Below are 25837 nucleotides of genomic sequence, written 5' to 3'. Positions count from 1 at the left end.
TTTTAATTATATTAATTGGTTCTAAATTCGAAAACTTCTGAATTTGATGTATTTCCTTGACTATCTTTAGTAACAACCATCCAATAATACAAAGTATCACTATTAAGTATTACTTCAGAAATTGAGTCATTTACAGTAGTTTTTAATAGTTTTGTTGGAGTAGGGTTTGTTCCTAAATAAACATTGTAGGATTCAATATCTTCATCAATATCACTGCCATTCCATTTTAAAGTTACGGTTGTATTTGATAGAGACCCCATTTCTGGGCTTACAAGCTCTGCCGGAAAGGGAGTGTAATTTTCTGTTCCTTTTCCTGCATTAAAAAATTTCCAAGTATTACTAATTTTAGTCACTTTTGTGCTGTTTATAGAAACTACATTCCAAGAATAAGGCGTACCTCTTAATAAAGTAACCGTTAAACTTGTTTCTGCTGTAGTTTTTTCTTCTACTTTGTTAGTATTTAAGTTTTTAATGCTTAGGGTATATTTGGTTGTATTTAAAGCCTTATTCCATTCAAATAATACATTACTGTTTTTATCTGAAATTATTTCACCTTGGTTACAATCCGTATTATTAAGTGGTTCTATTAATATGGTCGCCTCAGGAATAGGATCTGGAGTAGGAGTTGGATTAGATGGTTCATCATCGCTTCCGCCACAAGCAATAACAATAAAAGAAAATAGAAGGACTAAAGTTTTAAAAAGGTTGTTAATTTTTATCATTGCTTAATAATTTTAGAATTAAAGTTGGTGGTTGGTGATACAATTTTAACAATGTATAAGCCGCTATTTAAACCAGATACATCTATTGTAGTATAATTATTTTGAATTTTTTTAGATGTATTTACAATAAGCTTTCCTGAGGGATCAATAATTTTAATATTTATATTTTCATTTATAGAAATTGGAAACGAAATGTTTAAATAATCATCAACTACTGTAGGATAAATAGTGGGAGTGTCGAATAATTGAATGTTTTGATCGTGTTTACCTTGACAATCTTTATCAGTTGTTATCATTAGTTTATTTGATCCATAGTTTAAATCTAAAGTAATTTCACTTTTATCCGTTTTTGTAACAAAATCATTTAGTTTAATTCGGTAGGTATTTCCTCCTTTCAGTTGAATACTTACTTGTTGTTTTTCTTCATTTATTTTCGTATTAACTTTTAAGGCCGCTGGCTGGTCAATTGTCACATTAAAACATTGTTTATAATCATCACTTGCTGTTGTAGTTATACATACGGTATAATTTCCAGCATTTAAGTTTTCAAATTTAACAGATGAAGTAAAATCTTTTGAAGTGCTAGATTGTTCAATAGTTGCTGTAAATGACAGTGATGTATCTGCAGATGTAATAGTAATTGCACCATTGTTACTATTTGTACATTCTTCACCTTGAACAAACACAGTAAAATTGGTTGCTGGCAATGAGAAATACTTACATCCTGAAGCATTAACAGGAGTTCCTACTGGTGTTCCAGGACAATTATCAAATGCATCGGCTACACCGTCTTTATCTTCATCATTTTGAGGCAGGTTAATACAATCTTCACCAGGTAAACCGTAACAGCCTAAATCTGCAGCTCCATAATCGGGGTTCCAAGTTATACCAGCAGACCAATCATCTCCACCATATTCATAAGCACCAACATCAGGAGCATTTGCAACATAGTTATCTGTAATTCCAGTAATTTCTTTTCCTTGGTCAATTGGGTTTGAGTCGGCTTTTAGGTAAAAATCAGAATTATCAAAATCTCTAAAAACCACAGATGTTTCCGTTAAATTATTTTGTTTGTCAGATTGTGGCTCCCAACTATCTTTGTCACTTAAATTATTCCATACATTTACATTTGAAAAAGAAGTACCATCCTTATGCCAAGCTCCCATAACAGCTGAGCCGTTCCATAAAGTATTGTTGTAGACATTAATGTCTTTACCATTCCAGTTTATTTGAATATTAGACCATTCTGTGTTCCAAATAACATTATGATGTACATTAAAACCAGCAGCATCATTATCTAAATAAATTCCGGCGGCTTTCTTTTTATCTCCAGTTGAAGCAGCGTCATGAAACCAATTGTGATGTATTTCAGTAGTATATTGTGCTCCTGTTGTATAAAATAAACCACAATCATCGGCTAATAAATTACTTCTTGAAACATCATTATAAGCAAGTTCATTATTTGTTCCGAAATATTGAATAGCATCTCTTCCTCCATTAAAAACCGTATTATTTAGTATTTTACTATCATTAATTCCTCTAACAACCAATGGTCCATCATAATTTGATATAAAGTCAAAGTCATGAATATAATTATTCTTTATTGTTTGATAATTTCCTCTGGCTTGAATTCCTGAAGCTGCATTAAAAGCAATTTCACATTTTTCAATAGTGTTGTTTGAACCTTGTAAATTTATACTTGCTTTTCCTGAACGAGAAGAATCAGATATACCTTGTGTATGGTTTCCATAAAAAGAAGAAATACCATAAAGTACATTATTGGTAGTACGGGTGTTACCGTTTGATTGCCAAGTAGAAGAATCTTCCATATTAATGCTTCCTCCAAAAACAGCTAAATTTCTTATTTCTATATAGCTTTTGTCTTTTAGGTTAATAGTTTCTAGTCTTCGTCGCATTTTAACAACTCCATCAACTGGAGGGGTTCCATTAGGAAGTTGAATAAATAGTTCTTTTGTAGATTTATCAAACCACCATTCATTTTCATAATCTAATGCGCCTTTAACTCCTTCTAAATAAAAATCACCTAAATCTTGTGGCGCATGAAAAGTTCTAACCCAAGATTCATTTTTATTAAAAGTTAAGTTAAAATTTACTCTTCCTGATGAACTACTAGTTATTGTTCTTTTCCAAGCCGTCCAACCAGATCCTGGTTTGTCTCCATAAAAAAAGATGGCACCACCTGTCCAATCGTAACCAGGAATAGTATTTTCGGTTAAATAGGCTCCTTGCTCTACATCCGGACCACTTCCACCAGTGTTTCTAATGGTACTTATTAAAAAAGAGTTTTCGTCAGTTTTATTAGGCCATCGGGCTAAATTTAGAATGGTATTATTATTTACCACAAAGTTTTGCTGATCAAGATCAGGAAATTCTATAATGGTTTTATATATTGATCCGCCTTCTTGTGTCCAACCAGAAAGTGATTCCATTGCAGAAATTATAACACGTTCTCCTGGATATGATTGAAAGATTATTGGATTTCCCGCACTACCAGAATTTGTTGGTTTTAAGGTTTCTTCATATGTTCCTTCATGAATAAAAATAATATCACCAGCTACAGCAACGGAAGCAGCTTTAGAAATTGTTAAGTAAGGTTTTTCTTCGGTTCCAGTATTTGAATCATTTCCGTCTTTTGAAACATAAATGTTTTTTGCAAAACTGTTTATAGAAATGATAAAAATAAGTACAAATAAAATATTAGATGTGTATTTCATTTTGAGTATTTGTTTTTTACTTAAAACCTAGATCTTGTTTTAAGTTGTCGATATGTATTTTAATTAAGTTGTTTATTTTTTTAAATAATTACTGTTGAAGTTCTTATTGTTTTATAATTTTTATTCTTTTTGTAGATTGTTCAGTTTCAACAGAAAGAAAATAAATTCCTGTATTTAGGTTTGAAAGGTTGAGGTTTAATTTGCCATTGTTTATAGAATATTCATTTGCAAAAGCCAAACTGCCTACACTTGTAAATGCTTTAATTATGGCTGTTTTGCTTGTATCCTCTCCAAGGTTAATTGTAAAGTTATTTGTAAATGGATTTGGATATGCAATAACTTCACTACCAATAAATAATTCTTTTTTATAAATACCTTGGCAATCTTTATCTGTTTTAATTTCTATAGTGTTTAAGCCATTTACTAAAGGTAATTCAATAGTAGAATTTGTTGTTTTATAAGTTTTATTATTTAACAGAATAGAATAGTTTTCACTTCCTTTTAAGTTGTAAACAACAGTTTTATTTTCTTTACTTATTTTAGACGAAACTTTTAAAGCTTCAGCTTCAATAATGTTAAATGTAAAGCATTGTTTAAAATTGGGTTTGCTTGGAATTGTGATACATAATTCATGATTTCCAATTGGTAAATTATCAAATAAAGTATTTTGAGTAAAATTCTTAGTTAAATTTAGAGATTTTATTGTTGCTGTATAATTAAGGTTGTCAATTGCAGTAATTTCAACAATTCCATTGTCTTTGTTTACACAGGTTTCACCAATTGTTTTAATCTGAAAATTATTTAAACTTAATTTTTCTTCACTTCTAGTAATTTCTTTACTAAAATTAAAAACTTGCATAGTTAAACTACTTATATGACCACCATTGTCATTAAAGGAAATGGATACTTTATTGTCTGTTTTTAGAATGTTATAAGGAACTTCAATTTCTAAAACACCAAAGAATTCGTCACGTCCTTTTTGGTCGTTTCCTCTCCAATTTGTTGGTACGTCAACAGTTGTACCATTAATTGTTAAAGTAGGTTTTAATGATTTTTCGTGAGCTCTACCAAGTCCTAAACGTAAAACAGCTTCACCATTTGCTGCAAGGTTTACAGAATTAATATTAAAAATATTACTCTGATTTGCATTAATTGGTTTATAATAAGTGTCAGCAAAATATTTTGTTTCGTTTGAAGTTTCTGAAACGTCAATAGCTTTATCGAATGTGTATTCAAGAATTATAGTTGCTTCACGACCAATATTTACTTTATTTATGTTTGAAGTAAATGTTTCTTCATCTAAAGCTGGAATTCCATTGTTTTCAGCATTTAAATGTTTCATTACTATATTTTGAAGTTGAGCATCTCCAAACCCTTTTAAATTTAGATCTACCGTGCGAGCCTCGTGATGCATATTATTTATAATAACATATGCTTTTTTACCATTTACATAAGTATCTATTTGAGTATCTAAATTACTAGATTTCGTATCAACTCTTGTACCTTTTACATTGGCCCACATTTGATAAAATTTCACAATTTCAGTATATACCCATTCATCACCAGTTTCTCCTGCTAATTCTTTTTTCTGACGAAATAATCTATGTGCATATTTAGCATTTGGATCTTGTGATCCTGAAGGGCTCCACCAATTGGCTTTTAAAATAATAAATGGTAACGCTTGATCAATAATATCTGGTCTTTCTAAAAATTGCATCATCATAGTTGAAAATGAACGCAAATTATGCCAGTCTCTTTCTTTAGTATATAATTCTCCTTCAGTATTTAAACAACCATATTCTGAAAGGCAAAATGGTTTTACCTCACCTAATTTTAAATATTCATAATGTTCAACCATATCTAAAATAGCTTCTACATTACTACCTGCTCTGTATTGTCCTTCATCATTTTTTTGAACATTATCATACAAGTGTAACGAGAAGAAATCCATATCTTCTCCTGCAATATCTATAAATGTTTTCCAGTTTTTTTCCCAATGTTGAAAGTCCGCAGCTTCAAAAGCAGGATGTGCTGCACTATAACCACCAACTTTTGCTTGTGGATTTAATGCTTTAATTCTTTGTGCAACAATCTTATGCATTTGAGAAATGTTTTCTCTAGTTGTTCCAATGCTATTAGCTTTTACAAAAGGTTCATTTAAAACTTCTATATAGGCCGGAAAAGGTTGTCCGTTAACACCGCCAGAACCAAAAGAATATTTAAAATAATTAGCGTAAAATTCAGCAATTGGTTTATAGCCATCTTTTTCCATAATCCAGTTGTCAAGTCCGTTTTTTCGTGGATTAATTTCATGTTTCCCATTCGGATACATACCTTCTTGACCACCCATCATATAGCTACTTATTCTATTTTCATATTTGTGTTCACTAGTATTGGATTTATAATTAGCAATGGCTTTAGCTCCTTCAGTTTGTAAATATGAAACACTTGGCCATCCAGGTTTATTTGGATCTTCTTCGCAAATTGAATAATTCCAAGGTAGGGAACCATTATTTCTACCTAAATAAGTGTCGTAATCTTCTAAAAATTCTCGTTTAAATTCTTCATTTGGCCATTCATTATCATCAACTCCGGCATGAAGCATTAAGTATTTTGAGCGATCTAATTCAGACACTCCGCCAACAGAATGTTTTACATCTAAATTTACATCAACAATGTCTTGAGCTGAAATGAAGAAGATACTTGCTAGTAATGTGAAAGTTGAGAGTAATAGTTTTTTCATATGTTAATATTATTATTTTAAAAGTTACATGCTATTAGTCATTTTGTTGGGTAATAAACTTTTTAGCATGCTCGTTTCATATTAATTTAAAAATTTATTGAATAAATTAATAGTATTGGTTACCATAATTAATCGCAATTTCCAATTTATATTTTTATAGAGCAGAAACTATTGGCTTATATACTATAAGGATTGTTTAAGAATTTTAATGTTTTTTACTTTAGTTCCCGTATTTACAGTTAAATAGAACAATCCTATAGAAATATTAGGGATGTTTAAATTAATTTTTCCATTTACAGCTTGGTGCTCTTTTGAATAGGTTAATGCTCCAATACTAGAATATAGATTAACCAAAACCTTTTTAGATAAAGTTTCGCCTATATTTATAGTAAAATCTGAATTGAATGGATTTGGGTACGCGCTAATTTCATTGGAAATAAAAACATCTTTTTTAAAATAACCTTGGCAATCTTTATCAGTTCGTATTTCAATTGTGTTATTTCCTTCTTTCAGAGACAAATTAATAGTAGATTGGGAAGTTGAAAAAGTAGTTTCATTTAGTTTTATATTATAACTTTTTGCTCCTTTTAAATTAAAAGATACCTGTTTTTTTGCGGAATTCACTTTAGAACTAACATTTAAATTTTCAGGTTCTGAAATATTAATTGAATATTCCCAAGCCAAAGAAGAATCTATGTTTGATGTGATTTTAACAAAGTAAGTTCCTGTAGCTAAATTTTTAAAAGTGTAAGAACTTGAAAAATCTTTAGTACTATCAATAGAATTATTTTTAATATTAACTTGGTAATCTCCTATAAGATTAGAGTTAATTGTTATAATTCCATTTTTAGTATTGGGACAAGAATTCCCTGTGCTATTTAACGTGAATTTTGTTTTTTTTGGTGTGTTAGTTTCGTAAACACCTCTAGTCCAGCCACTGCCCTTAAGTGCGCACCATAATACATTTTCATTTTTTGGATCAGGTTTTAAATCAGTAATTGTATCTGGCTGACCTAAATTTTTATTTATTTTTATCCAAGTTTTTCCACCGTCTAAAGATAAGTATGCTCCTGGATTGTAGGTTGTTGCGCCTTTGTTTTCATGTTGAAGAGGAACATTTACCGTAATTATGTTTGCATTAATAGGTGAGGTTTCAGTTTGCCAAACATAAGGCATGTCAAATATTTTTTCCCAAGAAGTACCATTGTCTTTACTTCTCCAAACGCCACCTTCATTAAAAGTACCTTCATATCTTCCACAAGAAATAAAAATGTAATTTGTATTTCTGTCTATAAAAACATTATTAACCGATTTTATTTCTGAAGGGATTGAAACTTTAGACCAGTTTTTTGCTTTGTCTGTAGTTTTAAATAAACCTCCTTTTTCACCTTTAGGACTTTCATTTAAAGCTGCATATAAGGTTGATGAGTTTGCCGGATCTATTTTTAACCTTCTTACACTTGCATTATCTGGTAAACCGTTATTCATGGTAGACCAGGTTTTACCTTCATCAGAACTTTTCATAACACCAAGTGTTTTAAAATCTGTAGGTAATAATTTTCCCGAAACTTCGGCAATTGGATTTGCAATTACACAGAAATATATATTATTAGGGTTTTCAGGATCAATTGTAAGTGAGTATTGAAATATATTATCTGAAGATAAATTTCCGCCATAAACTAAAGGAAAGGAAAGGTTGTTCCAAGTTTTCCCTCCATCAATAGATTTTCTAAATTGCCCTCTGTGAGACTGTCTAAATTGTAATGTGTAAATGATGTTTGGATCGTTTGGATGCACTGCAACAGAAGAAATAGAATGTGCTCCACCACTGTTAACCTGGCCTTCAATTTGTTCTACGGCATATGCATTTTTATCTTCATATGAACCTAAATTAGCAGTTTGCCATAAACCGTGTTCACCGCTGCAAAAAAGATATCTGCCATCTTTACCCGTTTCTAATAACATAAACCTACCAGGTAAATTGCTATCGCCACGAGCAACCCAATGTTTACTGTCTTTTTCTGTTTCAAAATCATCAACTTGGTTCCAGGTAGATCCGTTATCGTTAGATCGCATAGTTTGTTGATCTAAGCAAATAAACACTTCTCCTTTAATATTAATTTCTAAAAATCGATTTCCAAATGTTTCCTCATTTTCAGATTTTTCATGATGTAAATGAGCGAATGTAGTATTCTGCCCTTTCGGAGTATTTTTTGAAACCCAATAGGACGCATCTTTATTTTGTGACCAATATTTACCTGTTCTAGTAGTTGTAATCCAATTTTGTCCTCCGTCTGTTGTTTTCCAAACATCACCAGGTAAAAATGAATAATCATGTTTTACATTATGTGAAATGTAAATTTCATTTTTGTTTAATGGATTTACAACCAATCTATTTAATACAGGTAACGTATTTTTAGGATAGTTTGGGTATAGGTTTTTAATTTCTGTTGAACTTTTATCAAACCAAAAACCAATGGCTCTCCAATATTTTTGTTGAGTTGTATAGTTGGTCAGTTTTGTTAAGTCAAATGAGAAATTACCAGTAATACTTGTCCAATTTGCACCACCATCTAAACTTTTATAAATTCCACCTTTTGCATTTGTTGTATTTCCATTAGCTTCGTAAAAGGTTTGTTCAATTAAATACAGAATAAACTCGTTAGTGTTTTTGTCATAAAATGAAGTCATATCACGAGGTAAGTTATTTGGTAAACCTGTTCCGCTTAAACTCCAATTTTCACCTTGGTCAATACTTTTAAATACTCCTGAATTTGTTGCAATAATTATGTTGTTTGAATTGTTTGGGTCAACAATAATTCTTCCAACATCTAGGGTGGAAGGTAAACCGTTTTTTTTCTTTTGCCACGACGTTCCTTTATCTGTACTTTTCAAAATATGTCCGTATTCAGCATATTTATAAACATAGCCTAGCAAATCACTCTTTTTTCTATGATTTGCTTTTACATTCCAAAAATCACCAGCTCCAATATACCAGTTATTGTCATTTGTTGGATCAACAGCTAGTTCAGCATGTTTACCTCCTAAATCTTTTACATAAGTCCAACTTCTTCCTCTATCAGTTGTGTTGTATAAATCACCTCTTACGTCTATAGCATAACCAAAATCCGCATCTTGATGTGAAAATACAATAGATTGAATTCGTCGCATATCCTTTCCGGTTCCGTCATAATTTTTTATGGTTTGCCAAGATTTACCATTATCCCAGCTTCCATAGCTATTGTACATATCTGGAGACATAAATAGCACATTTACATCGGTTGGATGACACCAAAATTCTTCACAATAACCAGCCATTCCTGGTCCAACCTGTCTCCATTCAACCTTATCTGTTGAAGAAACTCGCTCTGTTTGTAGTTTATTAAAGTATTCAGTATCTAACTGGGCATTTACACATAAACTAACAAAGAATATTGAAAATAATGCTATGTAATATTTCATTTTTATTTTGAAGTATTAAACGTAATTGTTGAAGTTTCTAATCCTTCTGCTGAAGCTGTAAATTTAATAGAACCTGCTATTTCAGTAGTTTTAATTATAGCTAAACATTTACCACTAAAGGCTTTCCTGTTTGAAGCTTGAAAAGAATCTAAATTCATATTATCTCCATTTCCAACACCAATTAAAGTTCCTTCACCTTTCACTTCAAAATTGATTAGATTATCAGCTTTAGGAACTACATTTCCATCTTTATCTATTACTGTACATTCTATATAAGATAAATCTTCTCCGTCTGCTTTTAAGTTTGTTCTTCTAACAAATAATTCAATTCTAGCAGCTTTACCGGCTGTATTTACTTGTTTAGTTGCAATTTCTTTTCCATTCTTATAAGAAACAGCTTTTAAACTACCAGGTTTGTAGGTAACTTTCCATTGTTGGTACTCAACATCGTTTAAGTTATTTTTTTGTTTACCTAAAGATTTTCCATCTTGAAATAATTCAATTTCATCACCATTTGTATAAGCATAAACGGTAACTTCTTTACCTTCCATACCATCTAAATTCCAATGAGGGAAAATATGAACCATTGGTTTGTTAGTCCATTGAGATTGGTAAAAATAATAACCATCTTTAGGAAAACCACATAAATCAATAGGGGCAAATGAAGATGAACGTGCTGGCCAACCATAAGGAATAACTTCGCCTAAGTAATCCCAACCAGTCCAAATAAATTGTCCCATTATATCATCTCTATTCTTAATATCTTTCCAAGCTTGCACACCTCTAAAACCAATTAATTCTCGCTGTTCAACCCATTCATAAGATTCTTGACTTGTATAACCTAGTTTTTTCCACCAAGCTTCTTTTTCTTTTCCGTATAAATATGTGCTACGAGGATAATAAGATTGAGCAGAAGCACATTCAGTAACTACTCCCATTGCGTCTGGTGCAATTTCATCTTCACGGTCTAAACCATTTTCTTTAATATAATTATAACCTCTAATATCACTAGTTTGTGCAGCACCTTCACTTGGCCAAGCATCCCAACCATAACCAATTAATCCATTTGTAACAGGACGGTTATCTAAATTATGAATAATATCAATTAATCTATTTGCAATTGGAATTCCTTCATCTGTTTTCATTTGATCAATTTCGTTTCCAATACTCCACATTACAACTGATGGGTGGTTTCTATCTCGTAACACAAAATCAGTTAAATCTGTATCTGCCCATTCTTTAAACTTATCAGCATAATATTTTACAGGAATACGTATCTTTTTTCCTTCTTGAACGGTAGTAGGGTTTTTTACTATTTCCCATTCATCAAAAACTTCGTTCATTACTAAGAATCCCATTTCATCACAAGTTTCTAAAAATTCAGTAGAAAAAGGATTGTGAGAAGTACGTACCGCATTACAACCCATTTCACGTAAAATTTCTAACTGACGTTGAATAGTTCTTTTATAAATAGCAGCACCAATTGGACCACCAGCGTGATGTAAGCAAACACCTTTTAGTTTTGTTTGAACTCCGTTTATAGAAAAACCTGTTTTATTACTATACTTAAGATCTCTAATTCCTGTTCTTGTAGTTTCTTCACCAATTAATTCACCATCATTAAATAATTGAACTTTAACCGTATATAATTCTGGCGTTTCTGGTGCCCATAATTTTGGATTAGTTATATTAATAGTAACATTTTGACTTTCAATTTTCTCTGGAGAAACAGTAATCTTGTTTTCTTTTGAAGCAACTTCAATATTATTTTGTAAAACAATAGTTTTAGCTGTAATATTAGTAGCTTCTTTAAATTCGTTTTTAATTTCAAAAGCAGCGTTTATTGTTGCGTTTTCTTTTGAAATTTTAGGAGTTGTAACATACAAGCTCCAGTTTGGTATGTAAGTTTTATTTCTAATTTTTAACGTAACATCTCTATAAATTCCAGTTCCAGTATACCAACGAGAGCCTGGTTGTTCAGAATTGTCTAAAGTAACAGTTAAAACATTTTCTTTATCAAAATTTATGTATTCAGTTAAATCGTATTCAAAACCAATATAACCCATTGGTCTGTAACCAACTTTTTGCCCGTTTATGTAAACTACAGAATTTCTGTAAGCACCATCAAAATAAACAAATACTTTGTTTTCTTTTTTATTTGCAGGTACCGTAAATGTTTTTCTATATGTACATTTTCCAGTTGGTAACCAACCTCCTCTTGAAAAAGAAGGATTCTCTTTTGAAAAAGGACCTTTTATACTCCAATCGTGAGGAACTTTAATAGTTTCCCATTTAGAATCATCAAAATTTGGTTGAATAGCTTCAGTAACTTCTCCTTTAGAAAATTGCCAATCTTTGTTGAAATTAATATTTGCAGTTTGAAGTTCAGCTTCTTTTTTTTCGCAGGAAACAGTTAGAATTAACGAAATAATTAATAAGCTAAAAATACTTGTTGATAATTTAGACAGTCGAGTCATTTTACTTGGTTTATTTTTGAATTTAAAAAAGTTCTATTTTGAACTATACAAAAATAAGCCAAGTGTTAAATGATTGAATGCACAAATGTTTCTGATTATAGAACGAATGTGTTTTAAGGCATTAATATTGTGTGTATCAACAACTAAAATTAGTCATTCCAATGTTTATCAATAATTTTTTGAATATGTGGATAATCTTTGTCAGTTTCATTGTATAGTGCGCGTTGTCGCTTCATCTCAACCTTTTAATAAGATTCTTGTATTTTGGATTATTGTAAACATTATTAACCTCTTTTGAATCATTGGTTAAATCATACAATTCCCAAGAAGCAATAGTAGGGCTAATTAATCTTGTTTTGTCATCTTTTAACCAAGCTCTAGATTTTTAATTTATTTTAAGTTTACTTTATAAACCAATGCTTTTTGATTTGGAAATTTCTTTGGAGAGCTAATTTTTAAACCAGCATTAGTTTTCTCCCATTTAATGGTATCATTACTTCCAATTAATGAAATAGATTTAATTTGTTCGTTTTCAGCAATTCCATCTTTTGCAAAAGTTTTTAATATAAACTCTTGGTTTGGTTCTGGAATCTCTAATTGAATAATGTAAACTATATCTTTTGCTTTGTTTTGTGTAAATCTAAAATCGGTTGATTGGAATTTTACACCGTCACCTTGTACGCCTCCAAAATGATTTTTCTTAAGCTTTGTAGTACCTTCACCGTAGGTTAAAAATGGTCTGGTTTCATAAATACCTTCACCATTAACTTTTAGCCATTCACCAATTTCTAATAAACCAGTTCTCATTTCTTCAGGAATTAATCCATCGCTAGAAGGAGTAATGTTTAAAATTAAACATCCATTTTTACTTGAAATATCAATTATTTCATCAATAATAATATTTGAGGTTTTTAAGCGCATTTTTGGTCTCCAACTCCAAGAATGCCAAGCAAAGGAATCATCTGTTAACCAAGGGAATTCAGTTTTTTCATCAAAACGCCCTTTCTCTAAGTCAATTACTGCAATGTTTTTTGGTAAATCTTCATTTTTATAGGTTAAAGTAACAGGTTTATTCCATTCTTCACCTTTATTGTAATAATGAGCAACCATTTCTTGTCTGTCTTTTTCAGGAATCACAAACAAACGGCTGTCAAACCATAATAAATCCGGTTGGTATTTGTCTACAACTTCATAAATTTTTGTTTTCCAAGTATCTATAAATTTTCTGCTAGGAGCATATTTTGGATCTATTTTTCCTGTAAATTGGCCACTAGCGTCAAAACCTCCTTTAAAACTGTTAAATGTTTCTGGTAAGGTCTTCTCTCCATAAAAATCTTCAAAACCAACAGCAGTAGTATCTATTCTTCCGCTCCAGGTGTTGTACCAACCCCATTCCCAAGAGTGATGAAAAGTAGTCACAAATTTCATTCCTTGAGCTTTGATAGATTTTTCTAATTCACCAACAATATCACGTTTTGGACCAAAATTAACAGTATTATATTTGTTTACTTTACTATCCCAATTAGAAAAATTATCACAGTGTTCAGCAACCGGGCCCACATATTTAGCTCCAGAAGCTTTAAAAAGTTGCGCCCAATCATCAGCATCAAAATGTGTGGCTGTAAATTCTTTAAAAAAATCATGATAGTGTATATCTTTACCGTAAGTTGCTAAGTGGTGTGGTCGAACATCTTTACCCCAACCTTCTTGCTTATCTTCATACATTTGTCTTGAGTACCATTCTCCCTTTCCCATATAGGAATAAACGCCCCAATGAAAATAGATCCCAAATTTGGCGTCTAAAAACCATTCAGGTGTTTTATGTTGTTGTAAAGATTCCCAATTTGGAGAATACTTTTTTTGAATAATTTTTTTTTCAGAAGATTTATTGTTACACGCTGTTAAAATTAACAGTGTAATAGCTGTAAGTAAAAATCTAGTAATAACAGTTTTCATTTTTTAATTACCTTAAATTATAAAATTGGATTTCACAATCAAATGTAATTATAGCATATCTATTATTTAAACCAATTGGTTTAAATAATAGAATTATTGAATTAATTATAAAATAAAGCTTTTAAACTTATTTTAAGTTAATTAACCAAGTATAAAAAAGTTCAGGCCAAAGCTCTAATTGATTTTGTCCTTTGGCAAAACCAAAACCATGACCGCCCAAAGGGTAAATATGCATTTCAGTTTTAACATTATTTTTTTGAAGAGCTTCAAAAAATAATAATGTATTTTTTATAGGTACTGCTTTGTCAATTGTTGAATGTAATAAAAATGTTGGTGAGGTTTCTGCGTTTACTTGTAATTCATTAGAAAATAAATTAACCATTTCTTCTGAAGGGTTACTGCCAATTAAATGCCTTTTAGATCCCTCATGAGTAATTCCTTTTTGCATTGAAATTACGGGATATATTAATCCCATAAAATTAGGTTTTGCACTAACTTTATCAATTTTATCTTGTTTTTTATAAGCATCATAATTATAGTGAGTGCCTATTGTAGAAGCTAAATGACCTCCTGCAGAAAAACCTATAACTCCAATTTGATTTTCATTAATATTCCATTTTTTTGCATTTTTTCGAATAATTCTCATAGCTCTTTGCGCATCTTGAAGAGGAGCAAGGTGAGGTTTTGTAAGAGATTTGGAATCCGGTAATCTATATTTTAGTACAAAAGCGTTTATACCTTTTGAAGCAAACCATTCAGCAAAGTTTGTACCTTCGTGGTTCCAAGCTAAAATACCATAACCACCTCCAGGACAAATTAAAATAGCTTTTTTAGTATTTAGTTTTTTAGTTGTAAAATAGGCCTCAATAGCAGGTTTTTGAACATTTGAAATTCTAATAATGTTGGTTTCCTTAATAATTTCTTTTTCAGAAGATTTTATTTGATTTGGAGGTGTTTTCTTCCAAAGAGGAATTGTTTTTTGAGAAAACGCATTCATAACTATTAAAGCAAAAAGTATTGTTGTAAATAAGTTTTTATTCATTATTTAAATAATTATCTGTTAAATCTTCCGGATGTATTTCCATCTAAAATATTCATAACTTCATTTACAGTTGAAAAGTTAACATCACCTTCATAAGTATGTTTTAAGGCACTTGCGGCAGCAGCAAATTCCATAGATTTATAATCGTCAAAATGTTGTAAACCATATATTAATCCGGCAGCAAAAGCATCTCCAGTTCCTATTCTGTCTACAATATGTGTAATATCTAAATCTTCAGTTTTTCTAAATTCTACACCGTTCCACATTCTAGACCTAATTTTATGCCAAGAAGCATTAACAGCCGTTCTTATTTTATCAAATACCTTAGTTATAGAAGGGAATTCTTTCATTAACAATTTACTTGCTTCAATAAAGTCTTCTTTTGAATACGAAAAATTTGTACCTAAAACTTCATTAATTTCATTAACACCACCAATAAAAATGGTTGAATAATTTAATAAATCAGACAGAATTTCTTTTGGATCTCCTCCATATTGCCATAAACCACTTCTATAAGTAGGGTCGGCAGAAACTTCCATACCTTTTTCACGAGCTAAAATTAATCCTTCTTTTAAAGTTTCATAACCGCCTTGGCATAGGGCAGGAGTAATACCTGTCCAATGAAACCATTTACCTCCTTCTAAAGATTTATTCCAATCTACCAATGAAGGGTTTATTTCAGAAAATGAAGAGTGGGATCTATTGTATGATATTGAACTTGGGCGCATAACAGCCCCAACTTCTAAAAAATATACGCCTAAAGGCCTTTTAGAACGGACAATTGCTGAAGTATCTACACCAAATTTTCTTAAGTAAGAAATTGCAGTGTCTCCAACAAAATCTTCGGATATACAAGAAATATGCTTTACATCACCTCCAAAATTAGCAATTGAAATTCCTACATTTATTTCGGTTCCTCCAAAATAAAATTCTAATAAATTAGATTGAATAAATTTTTTATTTCCTTCAGGAGATAAACGCATTAGAACTTCTCCAAATGTTATAATTTGACTCATAAAAAAGTGTTTTGATTGACGTAAAATTATAGCTTAAAAAATGAAATTAAATAACATTAGTCATAAAATTTAAAAAATTAATAAAAAAAAGGCTGATTTCATAATTGAAATCAGCCATTTTAAAAATAAACTTAACTTGTGTTTAATTTTTTTTAGTTGGTTTTAATCTTAGTCAATAAGATTTGGATTTAAAGCAGTTTCAGTTGCAGGGATTGGAGTCCACCATAAACTTTTATCTGCTGGATTTCCAATTAAAGGAATATCTCTAGAATCACGTGTAGCATTTGCTTCAGCAACCTTATCTAAACGTACTAAATCTACCCATCTGTTACCACCAGCTTCACCTAAAAATTCGTATTTACGTTCAGTAATAATTGCATCAATTAAATCACCATCAGCAGCTGTATAATCAATAGCAGCGTCAGCATCCATCCAGAAACCAGCAGGTAAAGCAGCAACTTGCGCTTGTTTTGTTGATCCTTTAGCATAAGCTCTACGTTTAACATAGTTTAAGTATTTAATAGCCTCAGCATTTTCACCAGTATTAGCACATGCTTCAGCATACATTAACATAACTTCAGACATACGCATTGCAGCTCTGTCATTAGATGTTTGCCATGTATTTTCGAATACGTGATCAATTGGGTCAGTTGAATTTGGAGCTTTTGTTCCCCAAGTAAATTTAGTTACAATCGGGTTTCCAAAAGTAGCAAAGTGTTCATTACCATCTGTTGCAGTAGAGAACTCTTTTCTATATCCGTCAGGGAAATTATTAAAATAAGTCCACTCCATGTATAAATCCATCCAGTTAGCCCATCTAAATCCATAAACTCTGTTTTGTGTTGTAATTGGCCATGATTCTCTGTTCATAATATGAGCAAAAATCATTTCTTTATTAACTTGGTGTGGGTCTTGGAAACAATAAGCATAATCATCATTTAATGAATAAACACCAGCATTCACAATTTTTCTTGTATACTCCTTAACATCTCCCCAAGTATTTTCATTGTAAGGATAACCAGACAGTATCATATAAGTTTTAGCTAAAAATGCTTGTGCAGCAGTTTTAGACACATGCCCATCTTGTACTAAAGGATTTGTATCTCTTACGTTATCAGCATATTGTTCAGCAAATTCTAAATCACTAATTACTTGCGCCAAAACTTCACGTTTTGGAGTTTTTGAAATTTGAAGGTCTGGAGTTGGTACTAAAGGCATTGGAACATCTCCATAAGTTGTTGCTAAATGTAAATAACAATAAGCTCGAATAAAATAAGCATTTGCCTGTGCTGCATTTACAACAGTTTCATCAGCACCTTCTGGGTGTGCATTTGCAATAAAACTGTTACATCCTAAAATGGTTTTATATTTACCATCATAATCTACAGTAGACCAAGAATTACCAGAAGTTCTAGCAAATTGGTCAGATTCTAAAACTACCCATTTGTTACTACCTAAACGAGATGTTAAATCATCTGCTCCTGAATAATGTGCGTAATTATCAATAGACCATACGTTTCTGTGTAACGTTCCAAATATCCCTATTACACCAGCTTCTAATGTGTTCTCATCGGCGTAAAATGTTTCCTGGGCTATTGTACCTTCAGCCCCTACTTCTAAATCTTCACAACTTCCAAATATAATTGAAAATGCAGCAATCATTAGTAGTTTAAATTTTAATATATGTTGTTTCATTTTTTATAATATTTTTAGTTAATTAAAACGTTACTTTAACACCTAATGCAAAAGTTCTTGTTAATGGGTAAGAAAATGCATCTATCCCTGCTTGAGAATCACTAGTAATACTTGTACTAGAAGATTCTGGATCAAGACCACTGTAGTTTGTAATAGTTAATACATTATCAACACTAGCGTATAAACGTAAATTAGATAAATTTAATGCATTTGTAACAGACTCAGGGAAATTGTGACCTAAAGTTAAGTTACTTACTTTAAAGTATGATCCATCTTCAACGTATTGATCAACAAGATACGTTAACGTATAATCAGTACCATAAGGCATAACTTGTTGTGTTGAACCTGTATTTGTTGGAGACCATCTATCTCTATAATCTGGGTTTAGAATATTGTAATCTAATCTATTATTAGACCAATTATAGATATCATTACCAATTGAGCCTACACATTGTACTGATAAGTCAAAGTTTTTGTATGCAACGCTTGTACCTAAACCAAAAGTAAATTCTGGAGAAGCTTGTCCAACAATTTGTCTATCTTCAGCAGATATTACTCCATCACCATCAATATCTTCATATTTAACTTCACCTGGGTAAGAACTATATCCAGCAGCCTCTGTAGCTTCATCAGCTTGCCAAACACCAAGTGCGTGTAATCCGTATAATGAACCCATTGATTCACCTTTTTGAACAATAAATTTATTGTTACCTCCAACTAAACTCCAAATACCAATTGGGTCTTCATTTGCAACAAAGATATGATCTACAGGTTCACCGTTTGATTGACCTAAATTTTGAACAGTGTTTTTGTTTCTTGAAAAATTGAAATAAGATGTCCAGTGAAGGTCATCAGTACTCATAATATTCCAGTTTATACCAACTTCAATACCATTATTGTCAATATCAGCATAATTGTTTGTTATTGCTTCTAATCCTGTATATCTAGGAATGGATTTTGCAATAATAATATCAGAACCTTTTTTAGAATATACATCTATTGTAGTAGAAATTTTTCCATCTAAAATTGTTAAATCTACACCCGCATTATAAGATGTTGTAGTTTCCCATTGAATGTTAGGGTCAAATACTGCTCCAGGAATTACACCTTGGTAAGTTTCTGTTCCATTGAATTGATAATAGTTATATCTAGCAGCATCAGCAGAAGTATCAAATTGAGATAAAATTGCATTGTAAGGAATTGCCTGGTTACCTGTTGCACCAAAACCTACTCTAACTTTTAAATTATCAATCCAGTTAATGTCTTGAATAAAGTCTTCTTCAGAAGCTTTCCAAGCTAACGCAGCTGAAGGGAAATAACCCCAACGGTTATCTTCATTAAATCTTGAAGATCCATCTGCACGCATTGATGCGGTTAATAAATATTTGTTGTCAAAACTATAGTTAATACGTGTCATATAAGAACGTAATTTTCCTTCACTATAACCAGAAGTAATTGAAGAAGGAGCACCGTTTTGTAATAAATACCATTCATTAGCTAATGTAGAAAGGCCTCCAACAGTTGCTGAATTGTTACGGTTAGTTCCTTTTGAGAATTCGTAAACAGCAGAAGCTTTTACTTTATGCTTTCCAAATTCTTTTTCATAAGTAAGTTGACCATTCATTAAGTAATTGTAACTTCTGTTTGTGGTTTGTGTTGCTGTAGAATTTTCTCTAGTTATATCAATAAAGTTAGGTAATGTTCTTTTTCCGCTATATCCAGAACCAAAACTTCCTGAAGCTCCTAAGTTAAGAGTTAAATTATGTCCTAAATCTACATTTAAATCAATGTTAGAGATAACTTTATCATTCATAGTTTCTTGGTTTTCTAGAATAGCTTGTTCCGGATTTACCAATCTACCAATTAAAAAAGCACCATTATAATCTTCAAATGTATTTGGATCTAAGAAATTCCCATCAGCATCTTTTGAAGGCCATACTTGTGGATAAATTACTGCTGCACCTATTGCATTACCTTGTCCAGCTGAACCTCTTCCGTTTGCTTGAGAATCAATATGAGTACCATAAGTGTTAAATTTAAATTTAATTTTCTCACCTATATTACCAGAGATATTTGAACGAATAGATGTTCTTTTATAAAATGAATTTTTAATAACTCCTTCTTCATCTAAATGGTTAGCAGAGAAAAAATATTTTAAGTTCTCACTACCTCCTGTTAAATTTAATGTTGTGTTCTTTTTAATCCCTTGTCTTGAAACTAAATCTTGATAATCAGTACCACCAAGAACTTTAAATTCAGCGATTTCATTGTCTGTAAATGCAAGAGGTCTTCCTACAGAAACTCTTTGAATGTTCATTAACTCAGCCATTTCATCTGCTGGTAATAAATCATACGTATTTATCATGTTACTAAATGAAAGGTTAGTATCAAACGTAACTTTTAAAGCACCTTCTTTAGGAGCTACAGTAGTAATTAAAACTACACCATTTGCACCTCTAGAACCATAAATTGCAGTTGCAGAAGCATCTTTTAAAAAGTTAATACTTGCAATGTCACTAGGGTTAATAGTTGAAATATCAGCTCCAATAAAACCATCAATAACATATAAAGGAGCATTACTGTAGTTAATTGAACTACCACCACGAATACGAATTTTCATTGATTGACCAGGAGCACCAGTAGTTTGTTGAATGTTTACCCCAGAAATTTTCCCTTGTAATCCAGATCCAATTTTAGTAATAGGAGCTTTTAATAAATCTTTAGCTGAAATAGAACTAACAGAACCTGTTAAATCACTCTTTTTAGCTGTACCATATCCAATAACCACAATTTCGTCTAAAGCAGCTACATCCGGATCTAATTTTACATTTAATTTAGTGTTTGCACCAACAGTAATAGTTTTGTTTTTGTAACCTACAAAAGAAAATACCAAAACATCAGAACTGTTTGTTTCGATTGAGTAATTCCCATCAAAATCTGTAGTAACACCATTAGATGTTCCTTGTTTAATAATGTTTACACCAGGAATACCCTGATTGGTTTCGTCTGTAACTTTACCTGTTACAGTTTTTTGAGCGTAAAATTGCTGAACGCTCAATAGTGTTAGAAATAAGCCTAAAAAGGAGGCTTTTCTGAATAGATTCGATAATCTGTTCTTCATAATTGATTTGAGTTTAGTTTAATTTGAGTTTAATTTGAGTTTTAAACAAGTACAGTTTTATTACCATACCTAATAAGCATTAAGAAATGTTTATTGAGCTGTTCTTGTTTATTTTTTTAAAAATAAGGTGTATTTCTCCGCTTCAGAATCTTTATTTGTTGAAAATAAAGGTTTGAATGAAAATTCAAATATTTTTAAATAAATTAATTTAAAAGGTTAAAAGAGTTCGGTTTTTTTGTCATTAAAATTTGTTGAGTTTGAGTTTGGTTAATTTAACATACAATTTGGTTAAGACCATATGTTACCTTTTTGTTAGTTTTAGTTGGTTTTTTTAATGAGGTATATTAAAACATAGAAAAATAATAATTAAAGGTATTTATATTATTCAGGATTTTTATTTATTAAAATAAAGATTTGAATGATGTTTAAATACTTCTATATAAATTGATTTGAGTTTTTGACATAAAGATATTAAGTTTGGTTTGTAAATAATATAACATATAATTTGGTTAAAAATATATACTGTTTTGATTTGTTTAATTTGGTTTTTTTGTTTAATGATATTCAAATCTATAAAAATAATTATAATTAAATGTATTTATTACACTTTTTTTAACAAAAAAAAACTCTATAAAGTTTATAGAGTTTTTTTACGAGTTTTAAAATGCTGTTGTTTAGATAGATAGTTTAATTGTGTAAGCAAAGTTACACGGTTGTTTTTTAGGCATTGTAACTATTAAACCTTGTTTAGTTTGTTTCCATTTAATTTTTTCAGTACTTCCTAAAATACTAATATCTTTAATGTCTAAATCTTTTGAGTATTCAGTATTTTTAGCAAGTGAAGTAATGTTTACTTTCCCATTTTTTGGCCAATCTAATACAATAGCATATAAACTATTTTCTTTATTGGTAAATCTAATATCTTTAGAAGATAAATCTTTGTTATTACCTTCAGAATGATGTCCTTTTTTTACCTCTGTTGGCCCTTCTCCAAAAGTTTTCCAATATTTTGTATCATATATTGCTTCTCCGTTAATATCTAACCAAGCTCCAATTTGAAGTAATATTTCTTTTTGATCATCAGGGATAGTTCCGTCAGATTTAGGACCTACATTTAGTAATAAACAACCGTTTTTACTTACAATGTCAACTAAATCATCAACTAATTGATTTGCAGTTTTTGATTTCCAATTGGTAACATAACTCCAAGAGTTTTTTCCAATTGAAGTATCTGTTTGCCAAGGTAATTTTCTAATACCAGGTAATTTACCTCTTTCTAAATCATATACAACAGTTCCTTCAGGAAAGGCTTCATGAGAAAAGTTTTTATCTTGTAGTACAACTTCTTTTCCCCATTCTATTCCTTTATTATAGTAATAAGCGGCTAATTTAGGTCTCATATCTGCATAATCATCAATATCTAAATAAAAATCGAACCATAAAATATCTGGTTGATAATTATCTATAACGTCTTTAGTTCTTTCCCACCAACGTTGTTTAAATTTTTCAGAAACAGGTTCAGTTAAATCTTTTCCTTTAGAAGAGTATAAATCAGCATATGCTGGATCAGTAGTATCAAAACGATCTTTTTTATTGTAAAAAGACCAGTTAAAAGCAAAATGAGAAGATGTACCCATAATCATACCTTTTGCACGACCAGCTTTAAATAACTCTCCTAAAACATCTCTTTTAGGTCCCATATCATAGGCGTTCCAACGAGTTGTATTAGATTTATACATTGCAAACCCGTCATGATGATCTGCTACTGGAATCACATATTTAGCTCCTGCTTTTTTGAATAAATCAATCCATTCATTCGCATCAAACTTTTCGGCTTTAAACATTGGAATAAAATCTTTATATCCAAATGTTTTTTGATCTCCCCAAGTCTTTTTATGGTGCGTGTATGTTTCGTTTGGCCCAGTAGTTTGAAGTTTTAATTGCGCTGTAAAAGTTGCAGTATCCATATACATTTGACGAGGATACCATTCAGATCCGAAAGCAGGTACTGAGTATGCTCCCCAGTGAATAAATATTCCAAATTTAGTTTTATTAAACCATGCTGGATCCTTATAATTCTTTTTTATAGATTCCCAGTTGGCTTCGTATGTAGGTTTTTGTATTTCAGCTACCTTTTTATCATCAGCATTTTTTTCAGCTGCTTTTTCTCCGCAAGAGTATAAGACTATTGCAAGTATTAGGGTAGTAAATAAATAATATTTCTTTAATTTTTTCATAAAGCTTTTAGAGTTGGTTTTGTGATGCTAAGGTCGCTGTAATAAATCATTTCAATTAATACATATGTTCTTTTTGATATACTAAATGTTTAATTAGTTAAGAATATAGAAATTAATTAGCTTTTAAGCTAATTGTTTTTGTCTTACAGTTATTTGAAATAGCTTTTATGCTAACATTTCCTTTTTCTTTTGTGGCTTGAATTATTAATAACAGCTTTCCTTTATCAGTAATACAACTTTTAGTATCAAATTTTTTTCTTTGAACATTGTTCCCATTGTCTATAGATAATAAATTAGCAGGGCCTTCTATTTCAAATGAAATTTCCTGATTTAGATGTTTTACTGGAATTCCATGTTTATCAGTTAATTGAACTTCTATATGAGCAACATCATAGGCATTTGCTTTAAACTCTGTTCTATCTGATTTTAATTCTAACATAGAAGGTGTTTCAGCGGTTTTTATCTCATAAACTAAGCTATTATCCTCTCCAACAACCTTTAAGGTGCCTTTTTCAAATGGAACAATCCATTTAATGATATGGTCTTCATTTGAATTTAGTTTTTTTACTCCATAAGATTTATCATTTATAAATAATTCTGCCGTAGGAGAGTTGGTATAAACTTCAACCACAATATTTTCGTTTTTATTATAATTCCAATGGGTGTTAAACGGTTGAAAACCCCAACGTCTTTTTTTCCATAAATCTTTGGTTTTTTCAATCGCCTCTCCATTTTTATTTACATATTCAGAATTTTCTAATTTTATAGTAGTTGCATATATTTCTGGTGCGTTATTCCACAAAGTTTTAAACATATGCCAACGTGGTGTTTTAAATCCAGCAAAATCAATTAAACCGCTATCACTACCTCTTTCATTAACATCGCTAGTTTCACCCATATAAAAAATACCAGTCCATAAAAATATTCCAGGAATATGTGGATTGTCTAAAACTGATTTCCATTCAACCCAATTCGCCCAGTTTTCAGTTCCTAAAATCATTTTTTCAGGATAATTTCTATGTCCATAATCATACACTGAAGCTCTGTAACTGTAACCAACAATATCTAGCGCATCTGTATAACCAGAAAAATGACTCACTGTAGGAATTACCAAATTAGCGGTTACCGGTCGGGTAGTGTCAATTTCTTTTACCCATTTAGATAATTTTTGAGCTGTTTTAGCCAATTCGTATTTTAGTCGAGGATTATTCTTCATATTCTCCTTCATTTCAGCAATAGAAATTGGAGGTTCATCATAATAATATTTTTTATCGGAATTCCAATAACCACTAGATTTTCCATAACGAGGATATGTCCATTCAATTTCATTTCCAATGCTCCACATAACTACCGAAGGATGATTTCTATCACGTAACAACATATCTTTTAAATCTCGTTCACCCCATTTTTGAAAATGATTGCTATAACCTTCAGTTAATGGATCTTTACCTTTTGAATTGTAATTTCTACGTTTGTCTTTAGGGTAATCCATTTCGTCAAAAGTTTCGGCTTGCACTAAAAAACCAAGTTCATCACATAAATTTAAAAATCTTTTAGATGGTGTGTTGTGAGAAGTTCTAATTGCATTTACACCACCTTCTTTTAAAATATTTAATCTTCTTCGCCAAACATCATCTGGAACAGCAACACCGATTCCACCAGCATCATGGTGTAAGCAAACGCCCTTAAAGTATGTTTTTTCACCGTTCAAATAAAATCCATCATTTGCTGTATATTTTAAGCTTCTAATACCAAATGTTTCATTTTTTTTATCCCAAATTTTTCCCTTATCGTCAATAACAGTAGTAGTTAAAGTATATAGGTAAGGGGTTTTAATACTCCAAAGGTTAGGGTTTTCTATATTTAAGGAAGTAGTTGTTAGGCCTTTGGAAGCTTTACTGATCTGCTCTTTTAGTATTTTATTTGAAGTGTCTTTAATTTGATATTTAATTGAAAGGTTTTCTTTTTGAAGACCATTTACAATTTCAGTTTTAATTTTTATAGTTGAATTAGTTTTAGAAATTTTTGGAGTGGTAATTCCAATTCCCCATTTTTTAATATGAATTGGTTCTGTAATAACAAGTTTCACATCTCTATAAATTCCAGCTCCGTTGTACCATCTTCCATCTAAAAAGGCGGTTCTATCTACTTTTACAACAAGTGTATTTTTTTCTCCAATATTAATTTCATCTGAAATGTAGGCACTAAAAGGACTAAAACCATAAGGTCTTTCAGTAATTTTTGTGCCATTTAAATATACTTCAGCATTGTTATAAACACCATCAAAATCTATTCTAATGTTTTTTCCTTTTAAATCTTTTGGTAACGTGAATTCCTTTTTATACCAGCCAATATAACTTAGGTTAGGAGTGGAGTCTGTAATTTGGTAAGCTTGATTGTATGGTGTTTTAATAGCCCAATCGTGTGGTATTTTTACTGATTGCCAATTGTTTTTGTCTGATATATCAGAAATAGCTAGTTGGTCTTTTGTTTTAAAAAATTTCCAGTTAAAGTTAAAATCATTTTCATGTCTTGGAGTAGGAGATATTGTTTTAGAATTACAAGAAAAAAATAATAAACAGATTAAAAATAAACTTGATAGCAGACGCATTATTATTTGTGGTTTTTAGA

Annotated in this window: 13 protein-coding genes; all 13 read right to left on the bottom strand. The window is 30.8% G+C overall.

Annotation, left to right across the window (positions count from 1 at the left end; all coding sequences use genetic code 11):
- Nucleotides 1-11 precede the first annotated feature (11 nt).
- Entirely contained in the window at nt 12-722 is a 711-nt protein-coding gene (locus tag DAD81_RS10255) for a hypothetical protein (RefSeq protein ID WP_111708168.1), read from the bottom strand.
- Nucleotides 719-3457 (bottom strand): T9SS type A sorting domain-containing protein, encoded by a 2739-nt coding sequence (locus tag DAD81_RS10250; protein ID WP_111708167.1) that lies wholly within the window; start codon nt 3455-3457, stop codon nt 719-721. The genes DAD81_RS10255 and DAD81_RS10250 overlap by 4 nt, the downstream gene beginning before the upstream one ends.
- A gap of 103 nt (nt 3458-3560) precedes the next feature.
- On the bottom strand, nt 3561-6200 hold the full coding sequence (locus DAD81_RS10245) for a T9SS type A sorting domain-containing protein (RefSeq protein ID WP_111708166.1): 2640 nt from the start codon (nt 6198-6200) through the stop codon (nt 3561-3563).
- Between the two features lie 183 nt (nt 6201-6383).
- Nucleotides 6384-9662, bottom strand: coding sequence for a VPS10 domain-containing protein (locus tag DAD81_RS10240; RefSeq protein ID WP_157961114.1), 3279 nt, complete (start codon nt 9660-9662; stop codon nt 6384-6386).
- A gap of 2 nt (nt 9663-9664) precedes the next feature.
- Nucleotides 9665-12139: a sugar-binding domain-containing protein gene (locus DAD81_RS10235; RefSeq protein WP_111708165.1), complete on the bottom strand. Its 2475-nt coding sequence runs from the start codon at nt 12137-12139 to the stop codon at nt 9665-9667.
- Between the two features lie 232 nt (nt 12140-12371).
- Nucleotides 12372-12458: a hypothetical protein gene (locus tag DAD81_RS21020; RefSeq protein ID WP_245949229.1), complete on the bottom strand. Its 87-nt coding sequence runs from the start codon at nt 12456-12458 to the stop codon at nt 12372-12374.
- Nucleotides 12459-12529: 71 nt separating this feature from the next.
- A complete protein-coding gene (locus DAD81_RS10225; protein ID WP_111708164.1) occupies nt 12530-14095 on the bottom strand; it encodes an alpha-L-fucosidase in 1566 nt (521 codons plus the stop codon).
- 127 nt (nt 14096-14222) lie between these two features.
- Complete coding sequence (locus DAD81_RS10220; protein ID WP_111708163.1) at nt 14223-15137, bottom strand: alpha/beta hydrolase; 915 nt, start codon at nt 15135-15137, stop codon at nt 14223-14225.
- 11 nt (nt 15138-15148) lie between these two features.
- Nucleotides 15149-16153 carry a sugar kinase gene (locus DAD81_RS10215; protein WP_111708162.1) on the bottom strand — a complete coding sequence of 335 codons (1005 nt, stop codon included), beginning with the start codon at nt 16151-16153 and terminating at the stop codon, nt 15149-15151.
- Nucleotides 16154-16321: 168 nt separating this feature from the next.
- The gene (locus tag DAD81_RS10210; protein WP_111708161.1) at nt 16322-17848 is read right to left on the bottom strand and encodes a RagB/SusD family nutrient uptake outer membrane protein; all 1527 of its coding nucleotides are present in this window, start codon (nt 17846-17848) and stop codon (nt 16322-16324) included.
- Nucleotides 17849-17870: 22 nt separating this feature from the next.
- Nucleotides 17871-20969, bottom strand: a complete 3099-nt coding sequence (locus tag DAD81_RS10205; RefSeq protein WP_111708160.1) for a SusC/RagA family TonB-linked outer membrane protein — start codon at nt 20967-20969, stop codon at nt 17871-17873.
- Between the two features lie 674 nt (nt 20970-21643).
- Entirely contained in the window at nt 21644-23206 is a 1563-nt protein-coding gene (locus tag DAD81_RS10200; protein ID WP_111708159.1) for an alpha-L-fucosidase, read from the bottom strand.
- Nucleotides 23207-23318: 112 nt separating this feature from the next.
- Nucleotides 23319-25817, bottom strand: a complete 2499-nt coding sequence (locus tag DAD81_RS10195; RefSeq protein ID WP_111708158.1) for a glycoside hydrolase family 2 TIM barrel-domain containing protein — start codon at nt 25815-25817, stop codon at nt 23319-23321.
- Between the last annotated feature and the right edge of the window lie 20 nt (nt 25818-25837).

The organism is Lutibacter citreus (genome assembly GCF_003260195.1).
Lineage (GTDB): Bacteria > Bacteroidota > Bacteroidia > Flavobacteriales > Flavobacteriaceae > Lutibacter > Lutibacter citreus.
This window is presented reverse-complemented; position numbering and strand designations above follow the sequence as displayed.